Below are 25,224 nucleotides of genomic sequence, written 5' to 3'. Positions count from 1 at the left end.
GGCGCAGTTCCCGTGAGCGGCGACTTCGATCTCAGTGCGGCGGAGCTGCGTGCCGTCGCCGCCTACGCCACCACCGCCGCGGAGAGTGTCCTCGAACTCTTCGAGCGGGCCTGCCCGGAGGACCCCCGCCCCCGGGAGGCGATCGCCGCTGCGCGTGAGTTCATCGCCGGGGCACCCCGCTCCAGACGACAACGGCTGGCGTCGATGGACGCCCACCGGGCGGCGAAGGCTGCCCCCGGCGAGATCGCGCGGCTGGCGGCGCAGGCCGCCGGGGACGCAGCCTCCGCCGCCTACCTGCACCCCATCCGCAAGGCCCACCAGGTCGGTCACATCCTGCGGGCGGCCGCCAACGCGGCCCGGATCCGGGAACTACTCGCTCCGGAGGATCCGCAGGCGGGGGACCGGATGATCCGGCAGTTCGCACAGCAGGCCGGTCCGGCACTTGTCGACGTCCTCCGGCGCTACCCGCCGGCTCCCGTGGGACGCAGCCGGCCCGCGCAGCTGATGGGGGAGCTGGACCGGCTCCTGAGGTAGGTCTGGACCGGTAGATCCGGGGATGTGTCTCCCAGGTGACCGGCCGACCGGGGGAGTGCACCACCCGCGGGATACGTGTCGGGAACTACCTGCCCGGACCTGCCGGACCAGACCTACATCAACATCCGCCGGCACCCCTCACGGCCAGGCGACCGCTGATTCCCCCGTGGAATCGGAACTGATCGAGTCGATGGCGTGGAGCACGTGGTTGATGGCCACGGCGGTGTTGTGCTCCAGCTGGAAGCCGGTCAGTCCCTCGCGCACGGAGGTGGTGAACTCCACCCGCACCTGCAGGCCGTCGTCGTCCTCATGGGGGAAGGCCTTGGTGGTGATGGACGATTCGTTCCAGTCGTTGCACAGCAGGAAGATCCGCAGATAGTCGGCATCCGGGTCCATGCCCGGGTCCCAGTGCCCCTTGACCAGGTAACTGGGACCGTTGTCCAGGAAGAAACCGAAGAGGACATCGTTGATCCAGGCGATGACGACGTCATCGTCGCCGTGGGTCTTCTCTATGCCCAGCCCGGCCAGGGTCTCACGGATCCGGTCGAGGGTGACCTCCTCGGGGATGGAGTCCTCCCAGTCGTCCTCCTCGCCGTCCCAGTCCTGGTCGGTGCTCATGCTGGCGGAATACTCCTCGTGGGGTTCGAATCCGAAGTCGTCGATCGTGTCGATCTCGTCCTGGGTGCGCCGGTGGTCGATCTCGCGCAGGCGCACGACGTCGTCATCGAGTTTGTTCACGCTCACGTGGCGGTCGCGGGGGAGGGGGCCGGCGAGGGCGGCGGTGTCCTGTTTGCGGCGTTGCGCCGAGTTCTCCTCGGTATCGGGCAGGGCCAGTTCGGGGAAGTCCTCGATGAGGTGGTCGACCGCCAGGCGGGCGGTCTCCATGGACAGGCGCACGAAGTCCTCGAGCTGTTCGGTGGAGATGCCGGTGCCGGTGAGCACGCTGGCACGGGCGTGCAGGCGCACCATGGCGTCGTCGACGACCCGCATGGACACGGTCGGGCCGAGACGTTCCCGGTTCCAGGTCGTGATCGTGCGGGCGAGCACCGCGGTGTGCTCCAGGCTCAGGGTGTTGCGCAGTTCGGTGTCGAAGACCAGTGCGGCAGGGTTGCGCTCGTCCAGGTAGACGGTCACCACGTGGTCATGCCAGGGGAATACCAGCCGGTCGGAACCCACATAACAGTGGAAGTCGAACTTCTCCGCGGCGACGTACACCTCGGTCAGGGTCACCATTGGTCTGACACCTCCAGGGGATGGACCGGGAAACAGGGTGCTGCCCAGTCTAGCGACCGGGAGACCTACAATAAGGCAACATAGTACTGACCTTCCCCCCTTCTTCCAGGCTGTTCGAGGAGACTCTTCCGGATGCTCAACGTGATCGACCTGCGTGGTCGCACCCCGTCCACCAGTGAACTGCGCCGTGCACTGCCGCGCGGCGGCACCGACGTCAACGCGGTCCTGCCCACCGTCGCCCCGATCGTGGAGGCCGTCCGTGAGCATGGCGCGCAGGCCGCCCTGGAGTACGGCGAGAAGTTCGACCGGGTCACCCCGGCCTCCGTGCGGGTGCCGGCGGCGGCGCTGGCCGCTGCGGTGGAGAGCCTGGATGAGGTGGTCATCACCGCGCTGCAGGAGTCGATCGCCCGCGTGCGCAAGGTGCACCGCGAGCAGAAGCCGGGACCGCACACCACGACCCTGGCGGAGGGCGCCACGGTCACCGAGGTCCACCTGCCGATCGAGCGCGTGGGTCTGTATGTCCCGGGCGGTAAGGCCGTCTACCCCTCGAGCGTGATCATGAACGTCGTCCCTGCCCAGGAGGCGGGCTGCTCCTCCCTGGTGGTGGCCTCCCCGCCGCAGGCGGAGCACGGCGGTTGGCCGCACCCGACGATCCTCGCCGCCTGTCACCTGCTGGGTGTGGAGGAGGTCTGGGCCGTGGGTGGTGCGCAGGCCGTGGCCCTGCTGGCCTACGGCGATGATGGGGCCGGTCTGGAGCCGGTGGACATCGTCACCGGGCCGGGCAACATCTTCGTCACCGCCGCCAAGCGCCTGGTCCAGGGTGTGGTGGGCATCGACGCGGAGGCCGGTCCCTCGGAGATCGCGATCCTGGCCGATGGGACGGCCGACCCGGTCTATCTGGCCTATGACCTCATCTCCCAGGCGGAGCATGATGACCTGGCCGCCTCCGTGCTGATCACTGATTCGGAGGAGCTGGCACGCGCCGTCGACCACGAGATCGAGGCCCGGTACACCGTCACCCGCAACGCCGACCGGGTCGCCGGTGCCCTGAAGGGGCGCCAGTCCGGCATCGTGCTGGTCGATGACCTGGAGCAGGGCATCGCCGTGACCGACGCGTATGCCGCCGAGCACCTGGAGATCCACACCGCCAACCCCCGCGAGGTCGCCGAACGGATCCGCCACGCCGGCGCGATCTTCGTCGGCCCCTATTCGCCGGTGCCGCTGGGCGACTACGCCGCCGGTTCCAACCATGTGCTGCCGACCTCCGGTACCGCGCGGTTCTCCTCCGGGCTGTCCACCCACACCTTCCTCCGCGAGGTCAACCTCATCGAGTACGACAAGGTGGCCCTCAAGGAGATCGGCCCGCACATCATCGCGCTGGCCGATGCGGAGGATCTGCCGGCCCACGGCGAGGCCATCCGCGCCCGTTTCGAAACCCTGGAAGGTGGCAACTAACCATGACCCGACTCACCCTCGACCAGCTGCCCCTGCGCGATGAGCTGCGCGGCAGGTCCCCCTACGGTGCACCGCAGCTGCAGGTGCCCGTCTGCCTGAACACCAACGAGAACCCGTACCCGCCCTCCCAGGCGCTCATCGACGATCTCGTGGAGACCGTGGCCAAGGTTGCCTCCGGGCTCAACCGCTACCCCGACCGGGATGCCGTCGAGCTGCGGGAGGCGCTCGCCGGGTACGTCACCGAGCAGACCGGTGTGGCGGTGACCGTGGACAACCTGTGGGCGGCCAACGGCTCCAATGAGACCCTCCAGCAGCTGCTGCAGGCCTTCGGCGGGCCGGGCCGCAGGGTGCTGGGTTTCCAGCCCTCCTATTCGATGCACCCGATCCTGGCTGCCGGCACGCAGACCGAGTTCATCGACTGCCCCCGCGGCGCGGATTTCCGCATCGACATCGACGCCGCACTGCAGGCGGTCAGGGAGCACCAGCCGGAGATCATCTTCGTCACCACCCCGAACAACCCGACGGGGGATGTGACCTCCATCGACTCGCTGCGCCTGCTTCTCGACGCCGCCCCCGGCATCGTCATCGTCGACGAGGCCTACGCCGAGTTCTCGCCCTCCCCCTCGGCCACCACGCTGCTGGCCGAGTACCCGGCGAAGCTGGTCGTCTCGCGCACCATGTCCAAGGCCTTCGACTTCGCCGGTGGCCGCCTGGGTTATTTCGTCGCCGACCCGGCCTTCGTCGAGGCGGTCATGCTGGTGCGCCTGCCGTACCATCTGTCCGTGCTCAGCCAGGCGGCGGCCACCGTCGCGCTGCGGCACCGGGAGGACACGCTCGCGACCGTCGAGAAGCTCGCGCAGGAGCGCATCCGCGTCGTCGCGGGGCTGGAGGAGCTGGGTTACGAGGTTGTGCCCAGCGAGTCCAACTTCGTATTCTTCGGCCCCTTCGCCGACCAGCAGACCGCCTGGCAGGGTTTCCTCGACCGGGATGTCCTCATCCGGGACGTCGGCGTCGCCGGCCACCTGCGCACCACCATCGGCCTGCCCGCGGAGAACGACGCGTTCCTCGCCGCCGCAGCCGCAGTAATCAAGGAGAACCAGTAATGACAGACCGTATCGGCCGCGCCAGCCGCACCACCTCCGAATCCGACATCCAGGTGGAGATCAACCTGGACGGCACCGGCCAGGTGGACGTCGACACCGGCCTACCCTTCTTCGACCACATGCTCACCGCCTTCGCCGTGCACGGCTCCTTCGACCTGAAGGTGCACGCCAAGGGTGACATCGAGATCGACGCCCACCACACCGTCGAGGACACCGCCATCGTCATGGGCACCGCGCTGCTTGAGGCCGTCGGCGACAAGAAGGGCATCCGCCGCTTCGGGTCCCGCCAGCTGCCGATGGACGAGACCCTCGTCGAATCCGTCGTGGACATCTCCGGCCGCCCCTACTTCGTGATGAAGGGCGAGCCGGAGCAGATGATCACCGCCGTCATCGGCGGCCACTACGCCACGGTGATCAACGAGCACTTCTTCGAGACCCTCGCCCTGAACGCGCGCATCACCCTCCACGTGATCTGCCACTACGGCCGCGACCCGCACCACATCACCGAGGCCGAGTACAAGGCCGTCGCCCGTGCGCTGCGCGAGGCCGTCGAGATCGATCCCCGGGTCCACGGTGTGCCTTCGACCAAGGGAGCGCTCTGACGCATGCCGGTAATTGATACAATTGCCCAGGCAGGGCAGGGTTCGAGCCACTGGCTCGTCTACCTGCTGTTCATCGCCGCGGGCCTGCTGGTCGGCGGCACCTGGTCCGCATACCAGGCCGGCAGCAGGCCCCTGGCGATCTTTCTGGCACTCTGCGCCGCTGTCGCGTTCGCGGGTGCCGTGTTCTGGCTGATGGGAGCGATGAACTAAGTGGCACAGACGGGTCTTTCACGCGCGGAGATCGAGAAACTCGACAGCATGTGGAGGGCCCCCGGGTTCATCCCTACCCTGATCGCGGTATTCGCCGCCTTCGGTTCCTGGTCACTGCTCCTGCCCGTTATCCCGCTCGCCGCCCTCGATGCCGGCCACTCCGCGACGCTCGCGGGCGCCTCCACCGGCATCTTCATGGCCACCACCGTGGCCACCCAGGTCTTCACGCCGGCGGCCCTGCGGCGCATCGGCTACAACCCGGTGATGGTCGCCGCCGCCTTCATGCTCGGTGTGCCCGCCCTCGGCCACCTGCTGGGCCTGGAGGCCTGGAACCTGCTGCTGTTCTCCGCGCTGCGCGGCGTCGGCTTCGGTGCGCTCACCGTCGCGGAATCCGCGCTGATCGCCGAGCTGATGCCCGCCCGCTTCCTGGGCAAGGCCACCGGCATGCTGGGGGTCTTCCTCGGCATCTCGCAGATGATCTGCCTGCCCACCGGCCTGTTCCTGGCCAACACGGTCGGCTACCCCGTGGTCTACGTCGCGGCCGCCGCCGTCGCCCTGGTGGCCGCGGTGATGTGCCTGCGCATCCCGCGGATCAAGGCGCAACCGCGCGTCAACCCCGCCCCGCAGGATCTCGTGGGCGTGGCGCCGGCCTGGAAACTGGTGCTGGTGCCCGCCCTGGCGGTGACCAGCCTGTCCATGAGCTTCGGTGCGGTCTCCTCCTTCCTGCCGGCAGCCGTGCAGGAACTCGACCCCGTCACCGGCTCCGTCATCGGCGGATTCATGCTCTCCATCATCGGTGGGGCCTCGATGGTCCTGCGCTACGCCTCCGGCATCATCGCCGACCGCAACGGCATGCCGGGCGCGACCATGATCCCGGGCCAGGTGATGGGCTTCGCCGGGGTGCTCCTGATGGCGCTGGTCATCGCGCAGGGCTGGTCGGTGTGGTGGCTGGTGCTCGCCGGCATCCTCTTCGGTGGTGGCTTCGGCATCGTCCAGAACGAGGCCCTGCTGACCATGTTCTTCCGCCTGCCGCGCTCCCGGGTCTCCGAGGCCTCCGCAGTGTGGAACATCGCCTTCGATGCCGGCACGGGCCTGGGTTCCTTCGTGCTCGGGGCGGTCGCCGCGCAGGTGGCCTACTCCGGGGCCTTCGGTGTCGGTGCGGTCATCGTGACGCTGGGTCTCCTGGGCACGGTCGCGGACCGCATCGTCGGTGCCCACCGGATCACCGAGCTCAACAACACCCGTGCCCGCCTGCGCCAGCTGCCCCTGCCCCGTCCCCGGCTGCAGCGCCGGCGCAGACCGTCCCGCGATGAATGAGCGGCCACCGGTCGATTAGACTTCGGGCCATGGCTAAAAGCGTCGCCCTCCTCGACTACGGTTCCGGCAATCTGCGATCGGCCCAGCGGGCCCTCGAGCGTGTCGGGGCGGAAGTCACCGTCACCAGTGATCCGCAGACCGCAGTCAACGCCGACGGCCTGCTCGTACCCGGCGTGGGTGCCTTCGCGGCCTGCATGGCCGGCCTCAACGCGGTCCGCGGCCCCCGGATCATCGGCCAGCGCCTGGCCGGCGGCCGCCCCGTCCTGGGCATCTGCGTCGGCATGCAGATCCTCTTCGAGGAAGGACACGAGCACGGCGTGCACAGCCGCGGGGCGGGGGAGTGGCCCGGGGTAGTCGAACGTCTCCACGCGCAGATCCTGCCCCACATGGGCTGGAACACCGTCGAGCGGGCTACCGATTCGCAGATGTTCGCCGACCTGGGTGCGGACGAGCGTTTCTACTTCGTCCACTCCTACGGGGTGCGTGACTGGACCCTGGAGACCGACGACCTGACCACCCCACCCGCGGTGTCCTGGGCCGAGCACGGCGGTGACCGTTTCGTCGCCGCAGTGGAGAACGGGCCGCTGTGGGCCACCCAGTTCCACCCGGAGAAGTCGGGGGACGCGGGGGCGCAGCTGCTGACCAACTGGCTGGCCACCCTGTAGGGCGGGATAGGATTCGACCATGAGCGATTTCACCCTTCTTCCCGCCGTCGACGTCGTCGACGGCCAGGCAGTCCGACTCGACCAGGGCGAGGCCGGCACCGAGAAGTCCTACGGCTCTCCGCTGGAGGCCGCCCTCGAGTGGCAGGCGCAGGGCGCGGAGTGGCTGCACTTCGTCGACCTCGACGCCGCCTTCAACCGCGGCTCCAACCATGAGCTCATGGCGGAGATCACCGGTCAGCTGGGCATCAAGGTCGAGCTGACCGGCGGCATCCGGGATGACGCCTCTCTGGAACGCGCCCTGGCCACCGGCGCCACCCGCGTCAACATCGGCACCGCCGCTCTGGAGAAGCCGGAGTGGATCGCGAAGGTGCTGGCCGAGTACGGCGATAAGGTCGCCGTGGACATCGCCGTGCGCGAGATCGACGGCGAGTGGCGCACCCGCGGCAACGGCTGGGTCTCCGACGGCGGTGACCTCTGGGAGGTCCTCGAGCGTCTCGACGCCGCCGGCTGCTCCCGCTTCGTGGTCACCGACGTCTCCAAGGACGGCACCCTGACCGGACCGAACGTGCAGCTGCTGCGTGAGGTCGCCGCCGCCACGGACGCGAGGATCGTCGCCTCGGGCGGCATCTCCGTCCTCGACGACGTCCTGGAACTCTCCCGCCACGCGGATGAGGGCATCGATTCCGCAATCATCGGCAAGGCCCTCTACGAGGGACGATTCACGCTGCGCGAGGCGCTCGCGGCCGTCGAGAAGCAGTAGCCGTGGACGCGCGCGAGCTGCTCGTCGTCGCCGAGGCCGTCTGCGACGACGCCGAGGCGATGTTCCTGGCCGGGGTCGGCTCCGACCCCGCCCAGCTGAAGCAGCCCGGCGACTTCGCCACCGAGGTGGACCTGAGCATCGAGGACCACCTGCGGCGGATGCTCATCCAGTTCACCGGGATCCCGGTGCTGGGGGAGGAATCCGGCGGCGTGTACAACCACGACGCCGTCTGGGTCGTCGACCCCATCGACGGCACCGCCAACTACGCCGCGGGCAACCCCATGTGTGCCATCCTCATCAGCCTGCTCGTTGAGGACCGGCCCGTCGCGGCGATCACCAGCATGCCCATGCTCCACCGCCGGCTCACCGCCTTCGAGGGCTCACCCGTCATGGTCAACGGCCGGCCCGCCACCCCGCTGAGCGAGGCGGACACCCTCGTCGCCCAGGTCGGCTTCTCCTCCGTGGCCTCCCAGGTACGTTCCCGCTTCCCCTCGCTGCTGCGCCAGGGGCTGCTCTCGGAACTCGCAGAGACCTACCTGCGCCCCCGGATCACCGGCTCCGTCGGCGTGGACCTGGCTTTCACCGCCCAGGGCATCTTCGGCGGCGCGGTCAGCTTCTCCCCGCACGTGTGGGACAACGCCGCGGGCGTCATGCTCGTGCGCGCAGCCGGGGGAGTGGTCACCGACATCGAGGGCAACGACTGGACCCCCGATTCCGTCGGTGTGGTGGCGGGGACAGCGCGGGCCCATGAGGCCATCATGAGTACGATGGACAACATTCTGAATTCCGACTAATGGAAAGGGGCGGATAATGGCCGTCGCCATCCGCGTCATCCCCTGCCTCGACGTCGACAACGGTCGAGTGGTCAAGGGCGTCAACTTCGAGAACCTCCGCGACGCCGGTGACCCGGTGGAGCTGGCGGCACGCTACAACGAGGAGGGCGCCGACGAGCTGACCTTCCTCGACGTCTCCGCCTCGAAGGACGGACGCGGCACGATGCTCGAGGTGGTCCGCCGCACCGCCGAACAGATCTTCATCCCGCTGACAGTCGGTGGCGGTGTCCGCAGCGTCGAGGACGTCGACCAGCTGCTGCGCGCCGGCGCCGACAAGGTCTCCGTCAACACCTCCGCCATCGCCCGCCCGGAACTGCTGCGCGAACTGGCCGACAAGTTCGGTTCCCAGTGCATCGTCCTGTCCGTTGACGCCCGCCGCGTCCCCGAGGGCGGTGCACCCCAGCCCTCCGGCTTCGAGGTGACCACCCACGGCGGCACCCGCTCCGCCGGCCTCGACGCCGTCGAGTGGGCACGACGCGGCGAGGAGCTGGGCGTGGGTGAGATCCTGCTCAACTCCATGGACGGCGACGGCACCCGCGACGGCTTCGACCTGGAACTGCTGCGCCTGGTCCGCGGGGCCGTCAACGTGCCGATCATCGCCTCCGGCGGTGCCGGCAGGGCCGAGCACTTCCCGCCCGCCGTCGACGCCGGTGCAGACGCCGTGCTCGCCGCCACCATCTTCCACTTCCGGGAGGTCACGATCGCCGAGGTCAAGGACGCGATCGCGGCCGCCGGCCACGAGGTCCGCCGATGAGCGACAACCCCGCCGACCACGAACTCGACGAGGACATCGCCGCCCGCCTGAAGCTCAACGACCAGGGCCTGGTGCCCGCCATCGTGCAGGCCGACGGCACCGGTGAGGTCCTCATGATGGCGTGGATGGACACCCACGCGCTGGCCTACACCCTGGCCACCCGCCGCGGGACCTATTATTCGCGTTCCCGCGACGAGTACTGGATCAAGGGTCTGACCTCCGGCCACACCCAGGAGGTCACCGGCGTGCGCCTCGACTGCGACGGCGACACCCTCCTGGTCACCGTGAACCAGGTCGGCGCGGCCTGCCACACCGGCGACCGCACCTGCTTCGACGCGGACGGGTTGCTGTGAAAAACCTCTCCCGGATCGCCGCCCTCCTCCTCGCCGTCGGGGCGCTGGTGCTGTGGGCGGCCTCCCGCATGGCGTGGCTGACGGTGGCGACCTTCGACGACAAGTCCGGCGACGCCACCAACGCGATCATCGGTGGCCTGTGGTCCACCGAGCAGACCGCCGTGGCCCTGCTGCTGCTCGCCGGCGCCATCGCCGGTTTTGCCCTGCGTCGCCTCGGCCGCCGCGTGGTGGGGATCATCTCGGCGCTGGCCGCCGTGGGCGCCAGCTGGGCCCCGCTGGGTCTGCTCGCCGGGGAACCGGACCCGCAGCGCGCCCACCAGCTGCTGTCCACCGGTGAGGAGGCGAAGATCGCGGCCTGGGCGGAACTCGCCGGGATCAGCGTCAACACCGCCGGCCCCGCCCTGGCCATGGTGGGGGCCGCCCTCGCCCTGTTCGGCGGTGTCCTGCTGGCCGTGCGCCCAGGCACCGACTCCGCGAAACGCAACCGCTACGAACGGAAACAGGACCGCCAGGCGAAGCTCTCCCATGACCTGGCGAGCGAACCCGATTCGGGCCGCGTCATGTGGGACGCCCTCGACGCCGACATCGACCCGACGGACACGTCACACCCCTGATTTCGTCGTGAGCAGTCTCACGGGATAACCTGTTGACAAATGTTGTCTGTTCGAGAACAGGTCCCGATGGGAGGTGCCGATGAACGACTCGGACCGGCTCGTCGCCGAGGTCCTGGCCGGGGTCGCCGCACGTGAGGCAGTGGTTCCTTTCCAGGAGATCAAGGCCCGCTCCCGGGACGTCGCCCCGCCCCGCGACGGGGTCGCCGCGCTGCTGCGTAGCGGTTGCGGTGTCATCGCCGAGATCAAACGGGCCATGCCGGGGAAGATCTTCCTCAACGACACCGATCTGGCTCCCATCGCCAACCTGGCCCGGGAATTCGAGCAGGGCGGGGCCCACCTCATCGCCTGCCAGACCGAACAGCTGCGCTACCAGGGCTCCCTGCTGGACATGAAGACCGCCCGCGACGCCGTCGAACTGCCGGTGTTCTGCCGGGACATCATCATCGACCCGTACCAGATCCACGAGGCCCGCTGTTACGGCGCCGACCTGGTCCCCCTGCAGGTGGAGTTGCTCGACCAGAACCGGCTGGTCTCCCTTCTCGACCGCATCGAGTCCCTCAACATGACCGCCGTGCTCGAGGTGCGCACCCCCGCCGAGGCGGACCGCGCCATGGAGGCCGGTGCCCGGGTCGTGGCCGTCAACGCCCGGCCCATGGTGGGTGGGGGAGTGGACAAGTCCCGCTTCGCGGAGATCGCCCCCGGACTTCCCGAATCCACGGTGCGCATCGCGATGTCGGGTGTCCACACCTCCCGTGACCTGCTCAACTACGCCGCCGCGGGTGCCGACGCCGTTGTCGTCGGCGAGGAGCTCATGAGCGCCGAGGACCCCGCCCGATTCACCCGCATTCTCGTGGCCACCGGCCAGCACCCGTCCTGCCCCTCCCGCTGAGGGGTCTGGCACACTGTCTAGCGTGCAGACCACGATTCTCGCGAACATCCCGTCCCCGCCGCAGGGCGTCTGGTACCTCGGCCCCCTGCCCATCCGCGCGTACGCCGTATCCATCATGGTGGGCATCATCCTGGCGCTGTGGCTCACCCACCGGCGCTACCTCGCGCGTGGCGGGGACGCGGACATGGTGTGGGACGCCGCGATCGTGGCCATCCCCGCCGGCATCATCGGCGGCCGGATCTACCACGTCATCACCGACGCCGACAAGTACTTCTGCGCGGCCTGCAACCCGGTCGACGCACTGAAGATCACCAACGGCGGCCTGGGCATCTGGGGTGCCGTGGCCCTGGGCACCCTTGCCGTGTGGGCCCTGTTCCGCTACCGGAAGGTCCCCCTGGCGCCCTTCGCCGACGCCGTCGCCCCCGGCATCATCCTCGGTCAGGCCATCGGCCGGCTGGGCAACTGGTTCAACCAGGAGATCTACGGCCGGCCCACGGACCTGCCGTGGGCCCTGGACATCTTCTACCGCATCGACGACAACGGGGAATTCGCTCCGTTGACCGGCCGCTCCACGGGGGATGTGATCACCTCCGTGCACCCGACGTTCCTCTACGAGCTGCTGTGGAACCTGGCGGTCCTCGCCCTGCTGCTGCTCATCGACCGCCGTTTCCAGCTGGCGCAGGGCTCCATCTTCGCCCTCTATGTCGCCGGCTACACCCTCGGCCGGTTCTGGATCGAGCTCATGCGCGACGATTCCGCCACGATGATCCTCGGCCAGCGCGTCAACACCTGGGTCTCGGCGGTGGTCTTCCTCGCCGCCCTGGCCGTGTTCTTCTGGCTCCAGCGCCGCCGACGGGCTGTTTCACAGGAAAGCGAGTAGGTTGGAAGCCGTGTCTAGACGAACCAAGATTGTGTGCACCCTCGGCCCAGCCGTCGCCAGCAAGGACGCCATCCTGCGTCTGGTGGAGGACGGTATGGATGTCGCCCGCCTGAACTTCTCCCACGGCGATCACGCCGATCACGAGCAGAATTACCGGTGGGTACGGGAGGCCACCGATGAAACCGGTCGCGCGGTGGGTATCCTCGCCGACCTCCAGGGCCCGAAGATCCGCCTGGGCCGCTTCATCGACGGTGCTACCGTCTGGGAGAACGGCGAGGTCGTGCGGATCACCGTCGACGACGTCGAGGGCACCCACGACCGCGTGTCCACCACCTACAAGAACCTGGCCCAGGACGCCGAGCCGGGCGACCGCCTCCTCGTCGATGACGGCAAGGTCGGCCTCGTCGTCCTCCGTGTGGAGGGCAATGACGTGGTCTGCGAGGTCACCGAGGGTGGCCCCGTCTCCAACAACAAGGGTGTCTCCCTGCCGGGCATGGACATCTCCGTGCCGGCGTTGTCCCGGAAGGACATCACCGACCTCGAGTTCGCCCTCAACCTCGGTGTCGACCTCATCGCCCTGTCGTTTGTCCGTTCCCCCGCCGACATCGACCTCGTCCACGAGGTCATGGACCGCGTCGGCCGCCGCGTACCGGTGATCGCCAAGCTGGAGAAGCCCGAGGCCGTCGACGCCCTCGAGCCGATCGTCCTCGCCTTCGACGCCATCATGGTCGCCCGCGGCGACCTGGGCGTCGAGGTCCCGCTCGAGCAGGTCCCGCTGGTGCAGAAGCGGGCCATCCAGATCGCCCGCGAGAACGCCAAGCCGGTGATCGTGGCCACCCAGATGCTCGACTCCATGATCGAGAACTCCCGGCCCACCCGCGCGGAGGCCTCGGATGTGGCCAACGCCGTCCTCGACGGCGCGGACGCGGTCATGCTCTCCGGTGAGACCTCCATCGGCGTGGATCCGCACAACGTGGTGCGCACCATGTCGCGCATCGTCACCCAGGCGGAGACCGACGGCAGCGTGCCGCCGCTCAGCCACGTCCCGCGCACCAAGCGCGGCGTGATCTCCTACTCCGCCCGCGACATCGCCGAGCGTCTCAACGCCCGCGCCCTGGTCTGTTTCACCACCTCGGGTGACACCGCCCGCCGCGTGGCCCGTCTGCACTCGCACCTGCCGCTGCTCGTGTTCACCCCGGATGCGGCGGTGCGTTCCCAGCTGGCCCTGACCTGGGGCACGGAGACCTTCCTCAGCCCGCCGGTCACCTCCACCGATGACATGCTCATGGTGCTGGACAAGGCACTGCTGGCCATGGACGAGTACCACCGCGACGACATGATGGTCGTCGTCGCCGGTTCCCCGCCCGGGGTCTCCGGCAACACCAACATGATCCACGTCCATCTGCTGGGCGAGGACACCCGGGTGGCCAAGTAGGCTGACCCGCGGAAAGCCGGAGGCGGCGGAGAGGAACTTCCTCTCCGCCGCCTCCGGCTTTTTCAGGGCTATATAGTACCAGCCTGTCACATGCACCTGGACTTATCCGCGGCGATGGGTCCGGGCGCTACCGTTTCCCCAGGACCTGTTTCGAAACGACGCGGATAACCCGGAGGCTATGTGTCCGGCTGGGGGCCTATTCGCAGCCGATACCGTCGCCGTCCCGGTCCAGGTGCGTGCCGTAACCGGGTGAGCCGCGGTGGACCGGGGCCGCACCGGCGGCCCTGGCCGCGGCACAGTTCTTGTAGTAGGTCGATGCCGGGGCCGGGGCGGGCTCGGGTGCGGCGACGAAGCCCATGGGGGCGGTGTTCGCCTGCGCCGGGGCCGGGGCAGCCGCCTGGGCGGTGATGGTGGCGGTGTCCGTCACGGTCTCGGTCACTGTCGTCACCTCCGGGGTGGCGGTGACGGTCGCGGTGGCCGTAGTCGTCGCAGTGGTGGTCTCGATGACCGTCACCGGGGCGGTGTCGGCGGCACTGGTGCCGCAGGCGGCGAGCACCAGCGGGCTGAGCAGGAGAAGCAGGGACAGACGTGTGCGCATGGGGGCTCCATTATCAGAAGGTACCCGGGGGAGTATGTCAAACCCCTTTCCCCGGAAACCAACCGGTACCCCCGCCCGGGGCTAGCGGGTCACCGGGGTGGGCTCCAGCTTCCACACCTCACGGGCGTAGTCGTTGATGGTGCGGTCGGAGGAGAAGCGCCCCGAGGCGCAGATGTTCTCCCAGCACATGCGTGCCCAGTGCTGGCGGTCGGCGTAGAAGTCCTCGGCCATGCGGTCGCGGGTCTCGCGGTAATCGGCGAAGTCACCCAGGACGTAGTAGACATCCGGGGTCTCCCAGCCGCCGCCGTCGAGAAGCGAGGAGCGCAGGTCGTGGAACATGCCGGTGCCGCTGTCGTTGAGACGGCCGTCGACGAGAGCGTCGAGGGTGCGCTTGAGGCCCGGGATCGTCTCGTAGGCGTGGTGCGGGTTGTAGCTGGCACGCAGCTCCGGCAGCTCCTCCTCCTTGGCGCCGAAGATGTAGGCGTTGTCATCGCCGACAGCCTCGTGGATCTCCACGTTCGCGCCGTCCAGGGTGCCCAGGGTCAGCGCACCGTTCATCATGAACTTCATGTTGCCGGTGCCGGAGGCCTCCTTGCCGGCGGTGGAGATCTGCTCGGAGACGTCGGTGGCCGGGATGATGTGCTCGGCGGGGGAGACGTTGTAGTTCTCCACGAACACGACGCGGATGATCTCGTTGACCTCCGGGTCGTTGTTGACCACGTGGGCGATCTCGTTGATCAGCTTGATGATGGCCTTGGCGCGGTGGTAGCCCGGCGCGGCCTTCGCCCCGAAGATGAAGGTGCGCTTCGGCACGTCCTGGAGCCCGTCCTCCTTGATGCGCAGGTAGAGATCGAGGATATACAGGGCGTTGAGCAGCTGGCGCTTGTATTCGTGGAGGCGCTTGATCTGGGTGTCGTAGATCGAGGTCGGGTCGATCTCGATGTCCTGGCGCTCCCTGATCCACTCGGCGAAGTCGGCCTTGTTGGCGTCCTTGATGTCGAGCAGCTCCTGCATCACGGCCTTGTCATCGGCGTAGTGCGCGATGTCCTTGAGCAGGTCCATGTCGGTGACCCAGGCGTCGGAGCCGACGAGGCGGGTGAGCAGGTCGGACAGGCGCGGGTTGCACATCTTCAGCCAGCGGCGCGGGGTGACACCGTTGGTCTTGTTGTTGAACTTCTCCGGCCAGATGGCGTGCCAGTCACCGAGGGTGTCACGTTTGATGATCTCGGTGTGCAGCGCCGCGACACCGTTGATGGAGTAGGCGGCGTAGCAGGCGATCCACGCCATGTGGACATGGCCGTCCTGGACCGGGGACATGCGGTGGATGTGCCCCTCGTCGAGGCCCTCCTCGCGCAGTTCATCGCGGAACCGGCGGTCGATCTCGAGGACGAGCTCCCAGATGCGGCCGAAGAGCTGCTGGAAGATGGTGACGTTCCACTGCTCGAGGGCCTCGGTGAGGACGGTGTGGTTGGTGTAGGCGAAGGTCGCCGTGACGATGTCCCAGGCCTCCTCCCAGCCCATGTCGTGCTCGTCGAGGAGCAGGCGCATGAGCTCGGGGATGGCCAGCACCGGGTGGGTGTCGTTGAGCTGGATGCAGTTGTACTCGGCGAAGGTGGACAGGTCGCCGTGGTTCTCGATGTGCGACTCGATCATCGCCTGCAGTGAGGCGGAGACGAAGAAGTACTGCTGGCGCACGCGCAGCACCTTGCCTGCGTAGGTGGTGTCGTTGGGGTAGAGCACGCGGCACAGGTCCATGACGCGCTCGCGTTCGACGATCGCATCGGTGAAACGCTGCGAGTTGAAGGCGTCGTAGTCGAACTCCTCCATCGGCTCGGCCTTCCACAGGCGCAGGGTGCCCACGTTGTCGGTGCCGTAGCCGGTGATCGGCATGTCGTAGGGCACGGCGCGGACGGTCATGTCCTCGAAGTGGACGATGCGGGGCTGTTCCTCGCGGCGGATGTAGAAGGGGTAGCCGTTCTCCTTCCACGCGTCCGGCTGCTCGGTCTGGAAGCCGTGGTCGAAGATCTGCTTGAACAGGCCGTAGCGGTAGAGGATGCCGTAGCCGGTGACCGGCAGGTTCTGCGTCGCGGAGGAGTCCAGGAAGCAGGCGGCGAGGCGGCCCAGGCCACCGTTGCCCAGCGCGGCGTCATTCTCCGCGTCGAGGACGTCGCTGAGCTCGTGGCCGAGCTCACGGACAGCTTCCTCAGCTTCCTCGACCATGCCGAGGTTGGTGAGGTTGTTCAGCAGCGCACGGCCCATGAGGAACTCGGCGGAGAAATAGTGCTGCTGGCGCACACCCGCGTAGGCCTGCGTGGTGGCCTCCCAGTTGTCGGCGATCTGCTCCATGACGCTGCGGGAGAGCCCGAACCAGAACTTGTAGTCGGTGGCGCTCTCCGGTGTGGCACCGGAGGCGGCGCGCACGTGGCCGGCGACAGTCGTGTTCAATGCGGGCAGGGTCTCACTCATGTGGATCGCTCCTGAGGCTTCGATGGTCGTCTCGCAACAAAACAAAGCGGGCACGCACACGGGTGCGGACCGCCCGCACCAGCATATAGGCCCACCGCCCGCGGCGCGCCTCAGCGGGAAAGGTAGGTGAGCACCCCGGCGGCGGCGGCCTTCGTGGTCGCCGCCACCGTGGTGCCGTACTCCGGCAGGAACGTGTTCATGTGGTTGACCGGCACGTCCTCCTTCACCCGGTTCTCCGCGACGGCCCGGTCCCACAGTTCCTGCGGCGTGCAGCCGACGACCCAGTACAGGTAGGGCACGCCGAAGGCGCGCGGGATATTGGCGAAGTCCTCCGAGACGGTGGTGCGGGTCGCATCCACGGAGGCCGCCCCGAAAACCGAGTCGAGGACGGGACGGACGGTGCGGAACACCCCCGTGTCATTGTCGATGAGCTCGCCGTGACCGAAGAACTCGAAGGTGGGCAGCTCCTCGATCCCGGAGGCCAGACACTCGGCCTCGACGACGCGCTTGATGGCGGCGTAGATGCGGCGCTGGACGGTCACGTCGTAGAACCGGCAGTTGAGGACCAGTTCCGCCGAGTCCGGGATGATGTTGTTGGTCGTACCCGCCCGCAGGGTGCCCACGGAGACGACGGCGAAGTCGTTGGGGTTGACCTCCCGGCCGACGATGCCCTGCAGCCGGATGACGATCATCGCGGCGGTGAAGGTCGGGTCGATGGCGTTGTGCGGCATCGAGCCGTGCGCACTGCGGCCGGGGATGGTGATGCGGATGGAATCACACGCGGCGAACTGGGCGCCCGGCATGGTCTGCACCTCACCGGCGCGGCCCGGCATGACGTGCTGACCCAGGCAGACGTCCGGACGGGGCACGCGGTGGAGCAGTCCGTCGGCGATCATCGCGTTGGCACCGGTGCCGGTCTCCTCGGCGGGCTGGAACAGGGCGATGAAGCTGCCGGACCAGGTCTCACGGTGGGTGTCCAGGATGGCGCACGCCCCGAGCAGGGCGGTGGTGTGCATGTCGTGGCCGCAGGCGTGCATCACCCCGGTCGGGTTGCCGTCGGGGCCGGGGCTGACCCGGGTGGAGGCGAAGGGGACGCCCGTTTCCTCGCGGATGGGCAGGGCGTCGAAATCCGCGCGGAACAGGGCACACGGGCCGTCGCCGTTGCGGAAGACGGCGACGATGCCGTGACCGCCGATGTGGGGGATGACCTCGCAGTCGAAGTCGGCCAGTTTCTGCAGGATCCGCCCGGCGGTCTCCTGCTCATGGCCGGAGAGTTCGGGGTGCTCGTGCAGATCCTCGTAGAAGGCGCGCTGCCAGCCGAGGTCTGCGGTGTGGTGGTTGAGGAGATGGGCGATGTCGTTCATTGTGAACGCCAGGTTACTGCAGCAGCGGGTTATACAGGAGAGTGTTGCGGCGGGGGAGGCACTCGGTGGCGATGCGGATGTCCTGAGCGATCAACCCCTCGTCGCGCAGGTGGTACATCGCGGAGACCACCCGGTCGCGGATGTTGGCGGGGGACAGGGTGTTGACGAAGATCTTCGTCCCACCCTCGAAGCCGGCCAGCGTGGACACCCGCCACTTGATGTTCACCCGCCACGGCATGGGCAGGTCCAGGTCGACGGGGCGGTGGTGCCACTCCTCGTTGACGGGCACCTCCGCACCGGTGGCGGCGTGACAGGCGTGGATGAGGTCGCTCATGCCGCGGACCTCGTCGTTGGACTGCAGCCACGGCTCCGGGACGGGGGAGCGGGAGTAGATGGTCAGGGTGGGGTAGCGGTGGCCGAAACCGGCGTGGACGACGGCGTAGTCGTTCTCGGCGATGATGAGGTTGCGGTAGCCGGCGTAGTCCACGCCCCACTCGTTGTAGATGTTGTGGTTGGTGCGCAGCCGGGCGATCTCCATCTCGGACTGGACGGACCGGGAGTCGATGGCCACCAGCTGCTTGTGCAGGTGGTCGAAGGAGGCGCCGGCGGGAGCCAGCCAGTTCTGGAAGGCCGCGACATAGGGGGCGTAACGGTTGCGCTGGTAGAGATCGTCGATGCCGTCGATGGTGAACAGTGTGAAGGCGAAGTGCTCCTCCGGGCTCAGGGAACCCGAGGAGGCGAGCTCGTGGGTGTGGGTGGCCTCATCGGTGAAGTGGCGGCGGCTGATGATCACGTCGTGCCCGCCACCGAAATAGGCCGGCGCGTACTCCAGCAGCTCCTCCTCCGGCAGATCGGAGTCCTTCCCGCCGGCGCTCAGGCGGGTGCGGACGATGTCGAGGACATGCGCGCGCCCCGCCGGGTCCGTCAGATAGTCGGTCATCCGTTTCGTGGTCCCCGGGTCCATCTCGTAGCCGTAGTTCTTCGACCAGTAGTCGTAGGAGATGATCTCGAAGAGGTTGGGCACCCGGCGGAACTCGGCGGTGGTCTCCGCCAGCTCGTGGGGCAGCTGGCCGTGCAGGATGCGCCATTCCCCGTCCTCACGCACCATGCGGGACTTCTCCGGTGGGGTGGCCAGCGGGGTGGCGGAACAGAAGGCGCAGCGGCGGTCCCGGTCGTGGGGGCCCAGCGGCGTCGGGTCAACAGCCGGCCTGGTCAGCGGCCGGTTGCCGCGGCCCGGCACGGTCCACACCTCGGTCCCGGTGAACGGGTTGACCTGCTTGATCGTCCCATCGGCCATGATGGTGATGGGGTCGCGGTGGGAGTTGACGGGGAGATTCATGCTCCCCAGACTAAGGGCTAGTGTTTAGGCATGCCTGCAATCCAGTTTGATGTCCTCATCCCCGACGCCCCCGCCCTCCAGCTGCAGGGGGTGTTCGAGGAGGCGATCAGCAAGCTCATCGCCGCGGAGAAGCTCACCGGCGGTGCCGTCACCCACGACCACACCCCGAAACTCCACGAAGGTATTGAAGAGGGCCTGCGCGAGGACCGGGATGACCTGTACCAGGCCCAGGTCCACCGCTACGTCATCGCCGTGGAGGGGGCCACCGGTTCTGTCAACCAGTTGGCGATGGTGCTCTCCCGTTTCCTCACCCCGCAGGCGGACCTGCCCACCAATGCCGTTGCGCTGGAGAACGAGCAGGCCCACGAGGTGCCCGCGATCTACCCCTGGGCGGTGGAGATCCGCAGGTAGTCCGCGGCGATCCGCGCGCCCGCCTCGAAGAGCTGCTTCTCCACGTCCACCGGCTCACCCATCGCGGCCGTGATGACGCCCGGACCCGGGTCGGCGTCGAGGCGTCCGGCGGCGATCGCCAGCGTGGCACCCGTGCCCGCGACGATGTCGGCGATGGTGCCGACCACCTTGCCGGTCAGCGACTGGGCGTCGAAACGCCCCTCACCCGTGATGACGAGGTTGGCCTGCGGGATCGACTCGCCCAGTCCGAGGGCGTCGGCGACCAGCGGCGCGCCGGGCAGGACGTGGATGTGGGAATCGGTGCCGTGGAGCATGGTCGACAACCAGTGGATACCCACCGGCACTGCACCGGCAGCCCCGAAACCGGGGGTCTGCGGGTCAATGCCGAGGGTTTCGGCCGTGTGGGTCAGCGCGGATTCCAACAGCGCGACATCCTCGGCGGAGGCACCCTTCTGCGGTGCGTAGACGGTGGCGGCCTCCGGGACGGTGGCGGTGACGTCGGTGAGCAGCACCCATTCGACGGCGGCCGCCGGGATGTTGAGCTGGGCGGTGTCGATGCTGGCCAGCGCGCCGAGCGATCCGCCGCCCTTGCGCAGGGAATAACCCGCCTCGTCCATCGGGGTGGCGCCCAGGGCGACGAGGATGCCGGTGCCCGCGTCGGTGGTCGCCGAGCCGCCGAGGCACAGCACGATCCGGGTGGCGCCGCGGGTCTGGGCGTCGGCGATGAGCACACCGGTGCCGTAGGTGTCACCGGTCAGCGGCACCGTGTTGTCCGCCACGGCGGGCAGCCCGGAGGCGGCGGCGATGTCGATGTAGGCGGTCGAGCCGTCGAGGACGTAGGAGGCCTCGGTCAGCCTGCCGGCGGCGTCTGTGGTGGGCAGGGTGATCGTCTCGCCGGAGAAGGTGGCGGCGGTGCCCTCCCCGCCGTCGGCCATGGGTGCGAGGGTGATCTGGGCATCCCGGATGACCGAACGGACACCTTCCCCAAGCAGTCGGGCGGCCTGCTCGGCGGTGGCGGTGCCCTTGAAGGAGTCGGGGGCGATGATGATGTGGACCATGAAATACAAGTCTAGGGGTAGGGTGAGTGACGCATTCAACGCGTCGGAAACTTGCATGGGCAGCCTCACGCGTGAAAACTGTTACCCGTTAGAAATCCCACCCCCGGGCTGCCCGCAACTGCGGGCCGGAAAGGACTCGTATGTCTATTGACGAGCAGGTCTCCTCCTACTACAACATGCTGCTCAAGCGGAACGCAGGAGAGCCGGAGTTCCACCAGGCCGTCGCAGAGGTGCTCGCCTCCCTGAAGATCGTGTTGGAGAAGGACCCGCACTACGCGGACTACGGACTCATCCAGCGTCTGTGCGAGCCTGAGCGTCAGTTGATCTTCCGGGTACCGTGGATCGACGACAACGGGGTGGTACAGGTCAACCGCGGTTTCCGTGTGCAGTTCAACTCCGCACTGGGCCCGTATAAGGGCGGCATCCGTTTCCACCCCTCCGTGAACCTGGGCATCATCAAGTTCCTCGGTTTCGAGCAGATCTTCAAGAACTCCCTGACCGGCCTGCCCATCGGCGGCGGGAAGGGCGGCTCCGACTTCGACCCCAAGGGTAAGTCCGAGCTGGAGATCATGCGTTTCTGCCAGTCCTTCATGACGGAACTGCATCGCCACATCGGCGAGTACCGCGACGTCCCGGCCGGTGACATCGGCGTTGGTGGCCGCGAGATCGGTTTCCTCTTCGGTCAGTACCGCCGCCTGGCCAACCAGCACGAGTCCGGTGTCCTCACCGGCAAGGGACTCACCTGGGGTGGTTCGCTGGTGCGCACCGAGGCCACCGGATACGGCTGCGTCTACCTCACCGAGGAGATGATGAAGGCCCACGGCGCCTCCATGTCCGGTGCCCGGGTCATCGTCTCCGGTTCCGGCAATGTCGCCATCTACGCCATCGAGAAGGCCCAGGAGCTGGGTGCGACCGTCGTCGGTTTCTCCGATTCCTCCGGCTGGGTGTCCACCCCGGACGGTGTCGATGTCGAGCTGCTCAGGAATGTCAAGGACAAGCGCCGTGAGCGGGTCTCCGTCTATGTCGAGGAGACCACCGGCGCCACCTTCCACACCGAGGGCTCCATCTGGGACCTCGAGGCCGATGTGGCCCTGCCGTGCGCCACCCAGAACGAGCTCAACGGTGAGCATGCCCTGGCCCTGGTGGACAACGGCGTCCGTTTCGTTGCCGAGGGCGCCAACATGCCCTCCACCCCGGAGGCCATCGAGATTTTCCGCGCGAACCGGATCTATTTCGCCCCGGGCAAGGCCGCCAACGCCGGCGGTGTGGCCACCTCCGCGCTGGAGATGCAGCAGAACGCCTCCCGTGACTCCTGGTCCTTCGAGTACACGGACCAGCGCCTGCACAAGATCATGTCCAGGATCTACCGCACCATGTCCAACACTGCCCGTGAGTACGGACACGAGGACGATTATGTGCTGGGTTCCAACATCGCCGGCTTCAAGAAGGTCGCTGACGCGATGCTCGCCCAGGGTGTCATTTAACGGACATGGCAAACCCTGCTTTCGCAGCAGGGAAACGCCATCCGGGTCGTCTACGATGAGGGCATGTACCGAGTTTTTGAGGCCCTCGACGAACTGAACCAGACCCTGGAGCAGGCCTATGGCGTGCCCATGACCTCCAACTGCATGGTGCCGCGCAATGACATGCTCGCGCTTCTCGACGATCTGCGTAACGCCCTGCCCGTGGAGATCGACGACGCCCAGGACGTCCTGGACAAGCAGGAGGAGATCCTGCGCGGAGCTGAGGAACGCGCCCGGAACATGGTCGCCGAGGCGGAGAGCCAGGCCGATGACATCGTGGCCCGGGCCCGGGAGGATGCCGACACCATGGTCGCGGACGCCGAACGTCACGCCTCCACCCTCATGGCCAAGGCCGAGGACGAGGCGGACCACCTGGTCGGCTCGGCCCGCCGGGAGGCCGAGGACACCGTCCACCGGGCCCAGGCCGAGGCTGACCGGCTCATCGCGGACGGCAACGCCTCCTATGACCGCAGCGTCAGCGAGGGTGAGGCGGAGCAGGAGCGCCTGGTCTCCCAGACCGAGATCGTCCGCCGCGCCAACGATGAGGCGCGCCGCATCGTCGACACCGCGCACGTCGATTCCGAGCGTCTGCGCACCGAGTGTGATGAGTTCGTGGAGGGCAAGCTCTCCGAGTTCGAGGAGTCCCTCTCAGGCGTGCTGCGCATCGTCACCCGTGACCGTCAGGCCCTGCGCCGGGGGGCAGGTGTGTCCCGACGCCGGACCGAGTAGACTTCGAAGGCTATGACTTCACCTTTTGTCTTCAATATCGCAGGCCTCACTGACTTCGCGCAGCGCACCCAGACCGGCCCCAACCCCACGCGGATCGGGCCGGAGATGATCGGCCTCGCGGAAGGTGAGGAGATCACCGTCGAGGCCACCCTCTCCCAGCTGGGCGGGGGCATACTTGTGGACGCGGATGTCCGCGGCCGGCTCACCGGACAGTGCGTCCGCTGCCTCACGGAACTCCACCCGCAGCTTGAGCTGCATGTCACGCAGGTATTCTCCGTCTCCCCGGATTTCGTCACCGGCGAAGAGGGGGACGAGGCGGATGATCTGCCGGAGGTCGTCGGCGACAAGATCGACCTGCTCCAGTCCGTCATCGACGAGGCCGGACTGACCCTGCCCTTCAACCCCACCTGTGAGGGCGGTTGCGAGGAAACCGACACGCCGGCCCCGGACGGGGTCTCCGGCGAGTTCAAGCCGGTTGATCCGCGGTGGACGGACCTGGAGAAGTTCCTGTGAACCGCCGCCGCAACCGGCCCAGCGGGGAGGAGGCGCTGGAGGCTGCCTTCCGCGCGGTCGACCACACCCCGCTTCTTGACGCCCTCGGGGTCATCCTCGAGGACGGGCTGCTGCGTCTCGCACTGACGCACCGCAGCTTCGCCAACGAGAACGGCAACCTGCCCAACAACGAGCGGCTCGAATTCCTCGGCGACGCCGTGCTCGGTCTGTCCGTGGCCACGCAGCTCTACAGCCAGTACCCCTCGCGTCCGGAATCGGACATCTCCAAGATGCGTGCCTCCATCGTCTCCCGCTACGGGCTGGCCGATGTCGCCCGGGAGATCAACCTCGGTGAGCACATCCTGCTGGGCCGGGGTGAGCTGGTCACTGATGGCCGGGGCAAGGACTCCATCCTCTCCGACACCACCGAGGCCCTGCTCGGTGCCATCTACCTGCAGTACGACTTCGACACCGCCCGTGACGTGGTCCTGCGCCTGTTCCGGGAGAAGATTGATGCGGCCTCAGCCAGCAACATCCACCGCGACTGGAAGACCAATCTCCAGGAACGCGTCGCCGAGCTGAAGTACCCCATGCCGGTGTACGAGGCGACCTCCACCGGGCCGGAGCACGACCTGACCTTCTCGGCTTCCGTCACGGTCAACGGTATCGAGCTGGGCACCGGTGTCGGGCCGAGCAAGAAGGTCGCCGAACAGGCCTCCGCCCGCACGGCATTCCTCACCCTCCGGGAGAATCCGCGTGCCGGAACTCCCCGAGGTTGAGGTCGTCCGGCGGGGCCTGGAGGAACACCTCCTCGGACGCACCATCGTTTCCGCGGAGGTGCTGCACCCGCGTGCCGCGCGCAACCAGCCCGGCGGACCCACGGAGATCGAGGCCCGGCTGCCGGGGCTGCAGGTCACCGCGGCACGTCGGCGCGGGAAGTTCCTGTGGCTCGACCTCGGCGAGCCGGCACCCACGGATGAGGCGCTCCTGGTGCACCTGGGTATGAGCGGGCAGATGCTGGTCAAGGATGCCGACGCCCCCGCGCATGCGCACCTGCGGGCGCGGTTGGTTCTTGATGACGCCTCCGAGGTCTGGTTCGTCGACCAGCGCACCTTCGGCTACTGGTGGGTGGGTGAACTCGTCGACGGTGTGCCCGAGAAGCTCACCCACATCGCCCCCGACCTGCTTGAGGACGGCCTGGATCTGCGGGTGTTGGCAGCACTGTTGAAATCCAGACGCTCAGAGATCAAACGCCTGCTGCTCAACCAGGAACTGGTCTCCGGCATCGGCAACATCTACGCCGATGAGATGCTCTGGGAGGCGCAGATCCACCCCTTGCAGCGCGCCGACCGGATCACCCTGCCCCGGCTGGAGGCCCTGCTGGAGGCAGGCCGCACGGTGATGACCCGGGCGCTGGCCCAGGGCGGAACGTCCTTCGATGCGCTCTACGTCAACGTCAACGGTAACTCCGGGTACTTCGCCCTGCACCTCAACGCCTACGGCCAGCAGGGCACACCGTGTCACCGCTGCGGTACCGAGATCGTGCGCGAGCAGTTCATGAACCGTGGCTCGCACTTCTGCCCGGGGTGCCAGCGGCGCAGATAAGC

General features: G+C 67.9%; 27 protein-coding genes. 21 read left to right on the top strand and 6 right to left on the bottom strand.

Translation table 11 applies throughout. The features are described 5' to 3' along the window. Positions 1-12: 12 nt before the first annotated feature. The gene (locus NYP18_RS06600) at positions 13-534 is read left to right on the top strand and encodes a putative immunity protein (RefSeq protein ID WP_259427368.1); all 522 of its coding nucleotides are present in this window, start codon (positions 13-15) and stop codon (positions 532-534) included. Positions 535-672: 138 nt separating this feature from the next. Here NYP18_RS06600 and NYP18_RS06595 read toward each other — a convergent pair whose 3' ends face one another. Beyond that, positions 673-1,767 (bottom strand): YbjN domain-containing protein, encoded by a 1,095-nt coding sequence (locus tag NYP18_RS06595; protein ID WP_259427367.1) that lies wholly within the window; start codon positions 1,765-1,767, stop codon positions 673-675. Positions 1,768-1,899: 132 nt separating this feature from the next. Here NYP18_RS06595 and hisD point away from each other — a divergent pair, with 132 nt between their 5' ends. The 14 genes from hisD (at position 1,900) to pyk (ending at position 13,637) form a co-directional block, all read left to right on the top strand. Next, a complete protein-coding gene (gene hisD / locus NYP18_RS06590; protein WP_259427366.1) occupies positions 1,900-3,222 on the top strand; it encodes a histidinol dehydrogenase in 1,323 nt (440 codons plus the stop codon). A 2-nt stretch (positions 3,223-3,224) separates the two neighbouring features. Next, the gene (locus NYP18_RS06585; RefSeq protein WP_259427365.1) at positions 3,225-4,325 is read left to right on the top strand and encodes a histidinol-phosphate transaminase; all 1,101 of its coding nucleotides are present in this window, start codon (positions 3,225-3,227) and stop codon (positions 4,323-4,325) included. Next, entirely contained in the window at positions 4,325-4,927 is a 603-nt protein-coding gene (gene hisB, locus NYP18_RS06580; protein WP_259427364.1) for an imidazoleglycerol-phosphate dehydratase HisB, read from the top strand. Before NYP18_RS06585 ends, hisB begins: the two co-directional genes overlap by 1 nt. Before the next feature lie 3 nt (positions 4,928-4,930). Next, on the top strand, positions 4,931-5,137 hold the full coding sequence (locus tag NYP18_RS06575) for a CG2302 family histidine operon protein (RefSeq protein ID WP_259427363.1): 207 nt from the start codon (positions 4,931-4,933) through the stop codon (positions 5,135-5,137). Then, positions 5,138-6,454: an MFS transporter gene (locus NYP18_RS06570; protein ID WP_439648060.1), complete on the top strand. Its 1,317-nt coding sequence runs from the start codon at positions 5,138-5,140 to the stop codon at positions 6,452-6,454. It abuts the gene before it with no gap. Positions 6,455-6,483: 29 nt separating this feature from the next. After that, positions 6,484-7,119, top strand: a complete 636-nt coding sequence (hisH, locus tag NYP18_RS06565) for an imidazole glycerol phosphate synthase subunit HisH (protein ID WP_259427362.1) — start codon at positions 6,484-6,486, stop codon at positions 7,117-7,119. Between the two features lie 19 nt (positions 7,120-7,138). Then, the gene (priA, locus tag NYP18_RS06560) at positions 7,139-7,879 is read left to right on the top strand and encodes a bifunctional 1-(5-phosphoribosyl)-5-((5-phosphoribosylamino)methylideneamino)imidazole-4-carboxamide isomerase/phosphoribosylanthranilate isomerase PriA (protein ID WP_259427360.1); all 741 of its coding nucleotides are present in this window, start codon (positions 7,139-7,141) and stop codon (positions 7,877-7,879) included. 59 nt (positions 7,880-7,938) lie between these two features. Beyond that, complete coding sequence (locus tag NYP18_RS06555; protein ID WP_259427448.1) at positions 7,939-8,673, top strand: inositol monophosphatase family protein; 735 nt, start codon at positions 7,939-7,941, stop codon at positions 8,671-8,673. 16 nt (positions 8,674-8,689) lie between these two features. Next, a complete protein-coding gene (gene hisF / locus NYP18_RS06550) occupies positions 8,690-9,466 on the top strand; it encodes an imidazole glycerol phosphate synthase subunit HisF (RefSeq protein WP_259427359.1) in 777 nt (258 codons plus the stop codon). Next, complete coding sequence (gene hisI / locus NYP18_RS06545; protein ID WP_259427358.1) at positions 9,463-9,819, top strand: phosphoribosyl-AMP cyclohydrolase; 357 nt, start codon at positions 9,463-9,465, stop codon at positions 9,817-9,819. The genes hisF and hisI overlap by 4 nt, the downstream gene beginning before the upstream one ends. After that, positions 9,816-10,433, top strand: a complete 618-nt coding sequence (locus NYP18_RS06540; protein WP_259427357.1) for a TIGR02234 family membrane protein — start codon at positions 9,816-9,818, stop codon at positions 10,431-10,433. The genes hisI and NYP18_RS06540 overlap by 4 nt, the downstream gene beginning before the upstream one ends. Before the next feature lie 79 nt (positions 10,434-10,512). Next, positions 10,513-11,322 (top strand): indole-3-glycerol phosphate synthase TrpC, encoded by an 810-nt coding sequence (locus NYP18_RS06535; RefSeq protein WP_259427356.1) that lies wholly within the window; start codon positions 10,513-10,515, stop codon positions 11,320-11,322. A 22-nt stretch (positions 11,323-11,344) separates the two neighbouring features. Continuing rightward, positions 11,345-12,202, top strand: coding sequence for a prolipoprotein diacylglyceryl transferase (gene lgt, locus NYP18_RS06530; protein WP_259427355.1), 858 nt, complete (start codon positions 11,345-11,347; stop codon positions 12,200-12,202). Between the two features lie 10 nt (positions 12,203-12,212). Beyond that, positions 12,213-13,637 carry a pyruvate kinase gene (gene pyk, locus NYP18_RS06525; protein ID WP_259427353.1) on the top strand — a complete coding sequence of 475 codons (1,425 nt, stop codon included), beginning with the start codon at positions 12,213-12,215 and terminating at the stop codon, positions 13,635-13,637. 196 nt (positions 13,638-13,833) lie between these two features. On the opposite strand, the gene NYP18_RS06520 is transcribed toward pyk, so the two are convergent. The 4 genes from NYP18_RS06520 to NYP18_RS06505 all read right to left on the bottom strand — a co-directional run bounded on the left by NYP18_RS06520 (position 13,834) and on the right by NYP18_RS06505 (position 19,404). Then, the gene (locus NYP18_RS06520) at positions 13,834-14,235 is read right to left on the bottom strand and encodes an excalibur calcium-binding domain-containing protein (protein ID WP_259427352.1); all 402 of its coding nucleotides are present in this window, start codon (positions 14,233-14,235) and stop codon (positions 13,834-13,836) included. Between the two features lie 81 nt (positions 14,236-14,316). Then, complete coding sequence (locus tag NYP18_RS06515; protein WP_259427351.1) at positions 14,317-16,701, bottom strand: glycogen/starch/alpha-glucan phosphorylase; 2,385 nt, start codon at positions 16,699-16,701, stop codon at positions 14,317-14,319. A gap of 110 nt (positions 16,702-16,811) precedes the next feature. Next, positions 16,812-18,065: an amidohydrolase gene (locus tag NYP18_RS06510; RefSeq protein ID WP_259427350.1), complete on the bottom strand. Its 1,254-nt coding sequence runs from the start codon at positions 18,063-18,065 to the stop codon at positions 16,812-16,814. Between the two features lie 13 nt (positions 18,066-18,078). Then, on the bottom strand, positions 18,079-19,404 hold the full coding sequence (locus NYP18_RS06505; RefSeq protein ID WP_259427349.1) for a DUF4921 family protein: 1,326 nt from the start codon (positions 19,402-19,404) through the stop codon (positions 18,079-18,081). Positions 19,405-19,434: 30 nt separating this feature from the next. On the opposite strand from NYP18_RS06505, the gene NYP18_RS06500 reads away from it, so the two are divergent. Continuing rightward, entirely contained in the window at positions 19,435-19,815 is a 381-nt protein-coding gene (locus tag NYP18_RS06500) for a hypothetical protein (protein WP_259427348.1), read from the top strand. Here NYP18_RS06500 and NYP18_RS06495 read toward each other — a convergent pair. Then, the gene (locus NYP18_RS06495) at positions 19,785-20,873 is read right to left on the bottom strand and encodes a glycerate kinase (RefSeq protein WP_259427347.1); all 1,089 of its coding nucleotides are present in this window, start codon (positions 20,871-20,873) and stop codon (positions 19,785-19,787) included. The two genes, NYP18_RS06500 and NYP18_RS06495, sit on opposite strands and share 31 nt — an antisense overlap. A gap of 140 nt (positions 20,874-21,013) precedes the next feature. Between NYP18_RS06495 and gdhA the strand changes: the two genes are divergently transcribed. The 5 genes from gdhA to mutM all read left to right on the top strand — a co-directional run bounded on the left by gdhA (position 21,014) and on the right by mutM (position 25,222). Further along, positions 21,014-22,357, top strand: coding sequence for an NADP-specific glutamate dehydrogenase (gene gdhA / locus NYP18_RS06490; RefSeq protein WP_259427346.1), 1,344 nt, complete (start codon positions 21,014-21,016; stop codon positions 22,355-22,357). Positions 22,358-22,420: 63 nt separating this feature from the next. Then, entirely contained in the window at positions 22,421-23,125 is a 705-nt protein-coding gene (locus NYP18_RS06485; protein WP_259427345.1) for a DivIVA domain-containing protein, read from the top strand. Positions 23,126-23,137: 12 nt separating this feature from the next. Next, positions 23,138-23,638, top strand: a complete 501-nt coding sequence (locus tag NYP18_RS06480) for a YceD family protein (RefSeq protein ID WP_259427344.1) — start codon at positions 23,138-23,140, stop codon at positions 23,636-23,638. Continuing rightward, positions 23,635-24,396 (top strand): ribonuclease III, encoded by a 762-nt coding sequence (rnc, locus tag NYP18_RS06475; RefSeq protein ID WP_259427343.1) that lies wholly within the window; start codon positions 23,635-23,637, stop codon positions 24,394-24,396. Before NYP18_RS06480 ends, rnc begins: the two co-directional genes overlap by 4 nt. Then, the gene (mutM, locus tag NYP18_RS06470; RefSeq protein WP_259427342.1) at positions 24,374-25,222 is read left to right on the top strand and encodes a bifunctional DNA-formamidopyrimidine glycosylase/DNA-(apurinic or apyrimidinic site) lyase; all 849 of its coding nucleotides are present in this window, start codon (positions 24,374-24,376) and stop codon (positions 25,220-25,222) included. The genes rnc and mutM overlap by 23 nt, the downstream gene beginning before the upstream one ends. The last annotated feature ends 2 nt before the right edge of the window (positions 25,223-25,224 follow it).

This window comes from Corynebacterium lemuris (assembly GCF_024919295.1).
Lineage (GTDB): Bacteria > Actinomycetota > Actinomycetes > Mycobacteriales > Mycobacteriaceae > Corynebacterium > Corynebacterium lemuris.
This window is presented reverse-complemented; position numbering and strand designations above follow the sequence as displayed.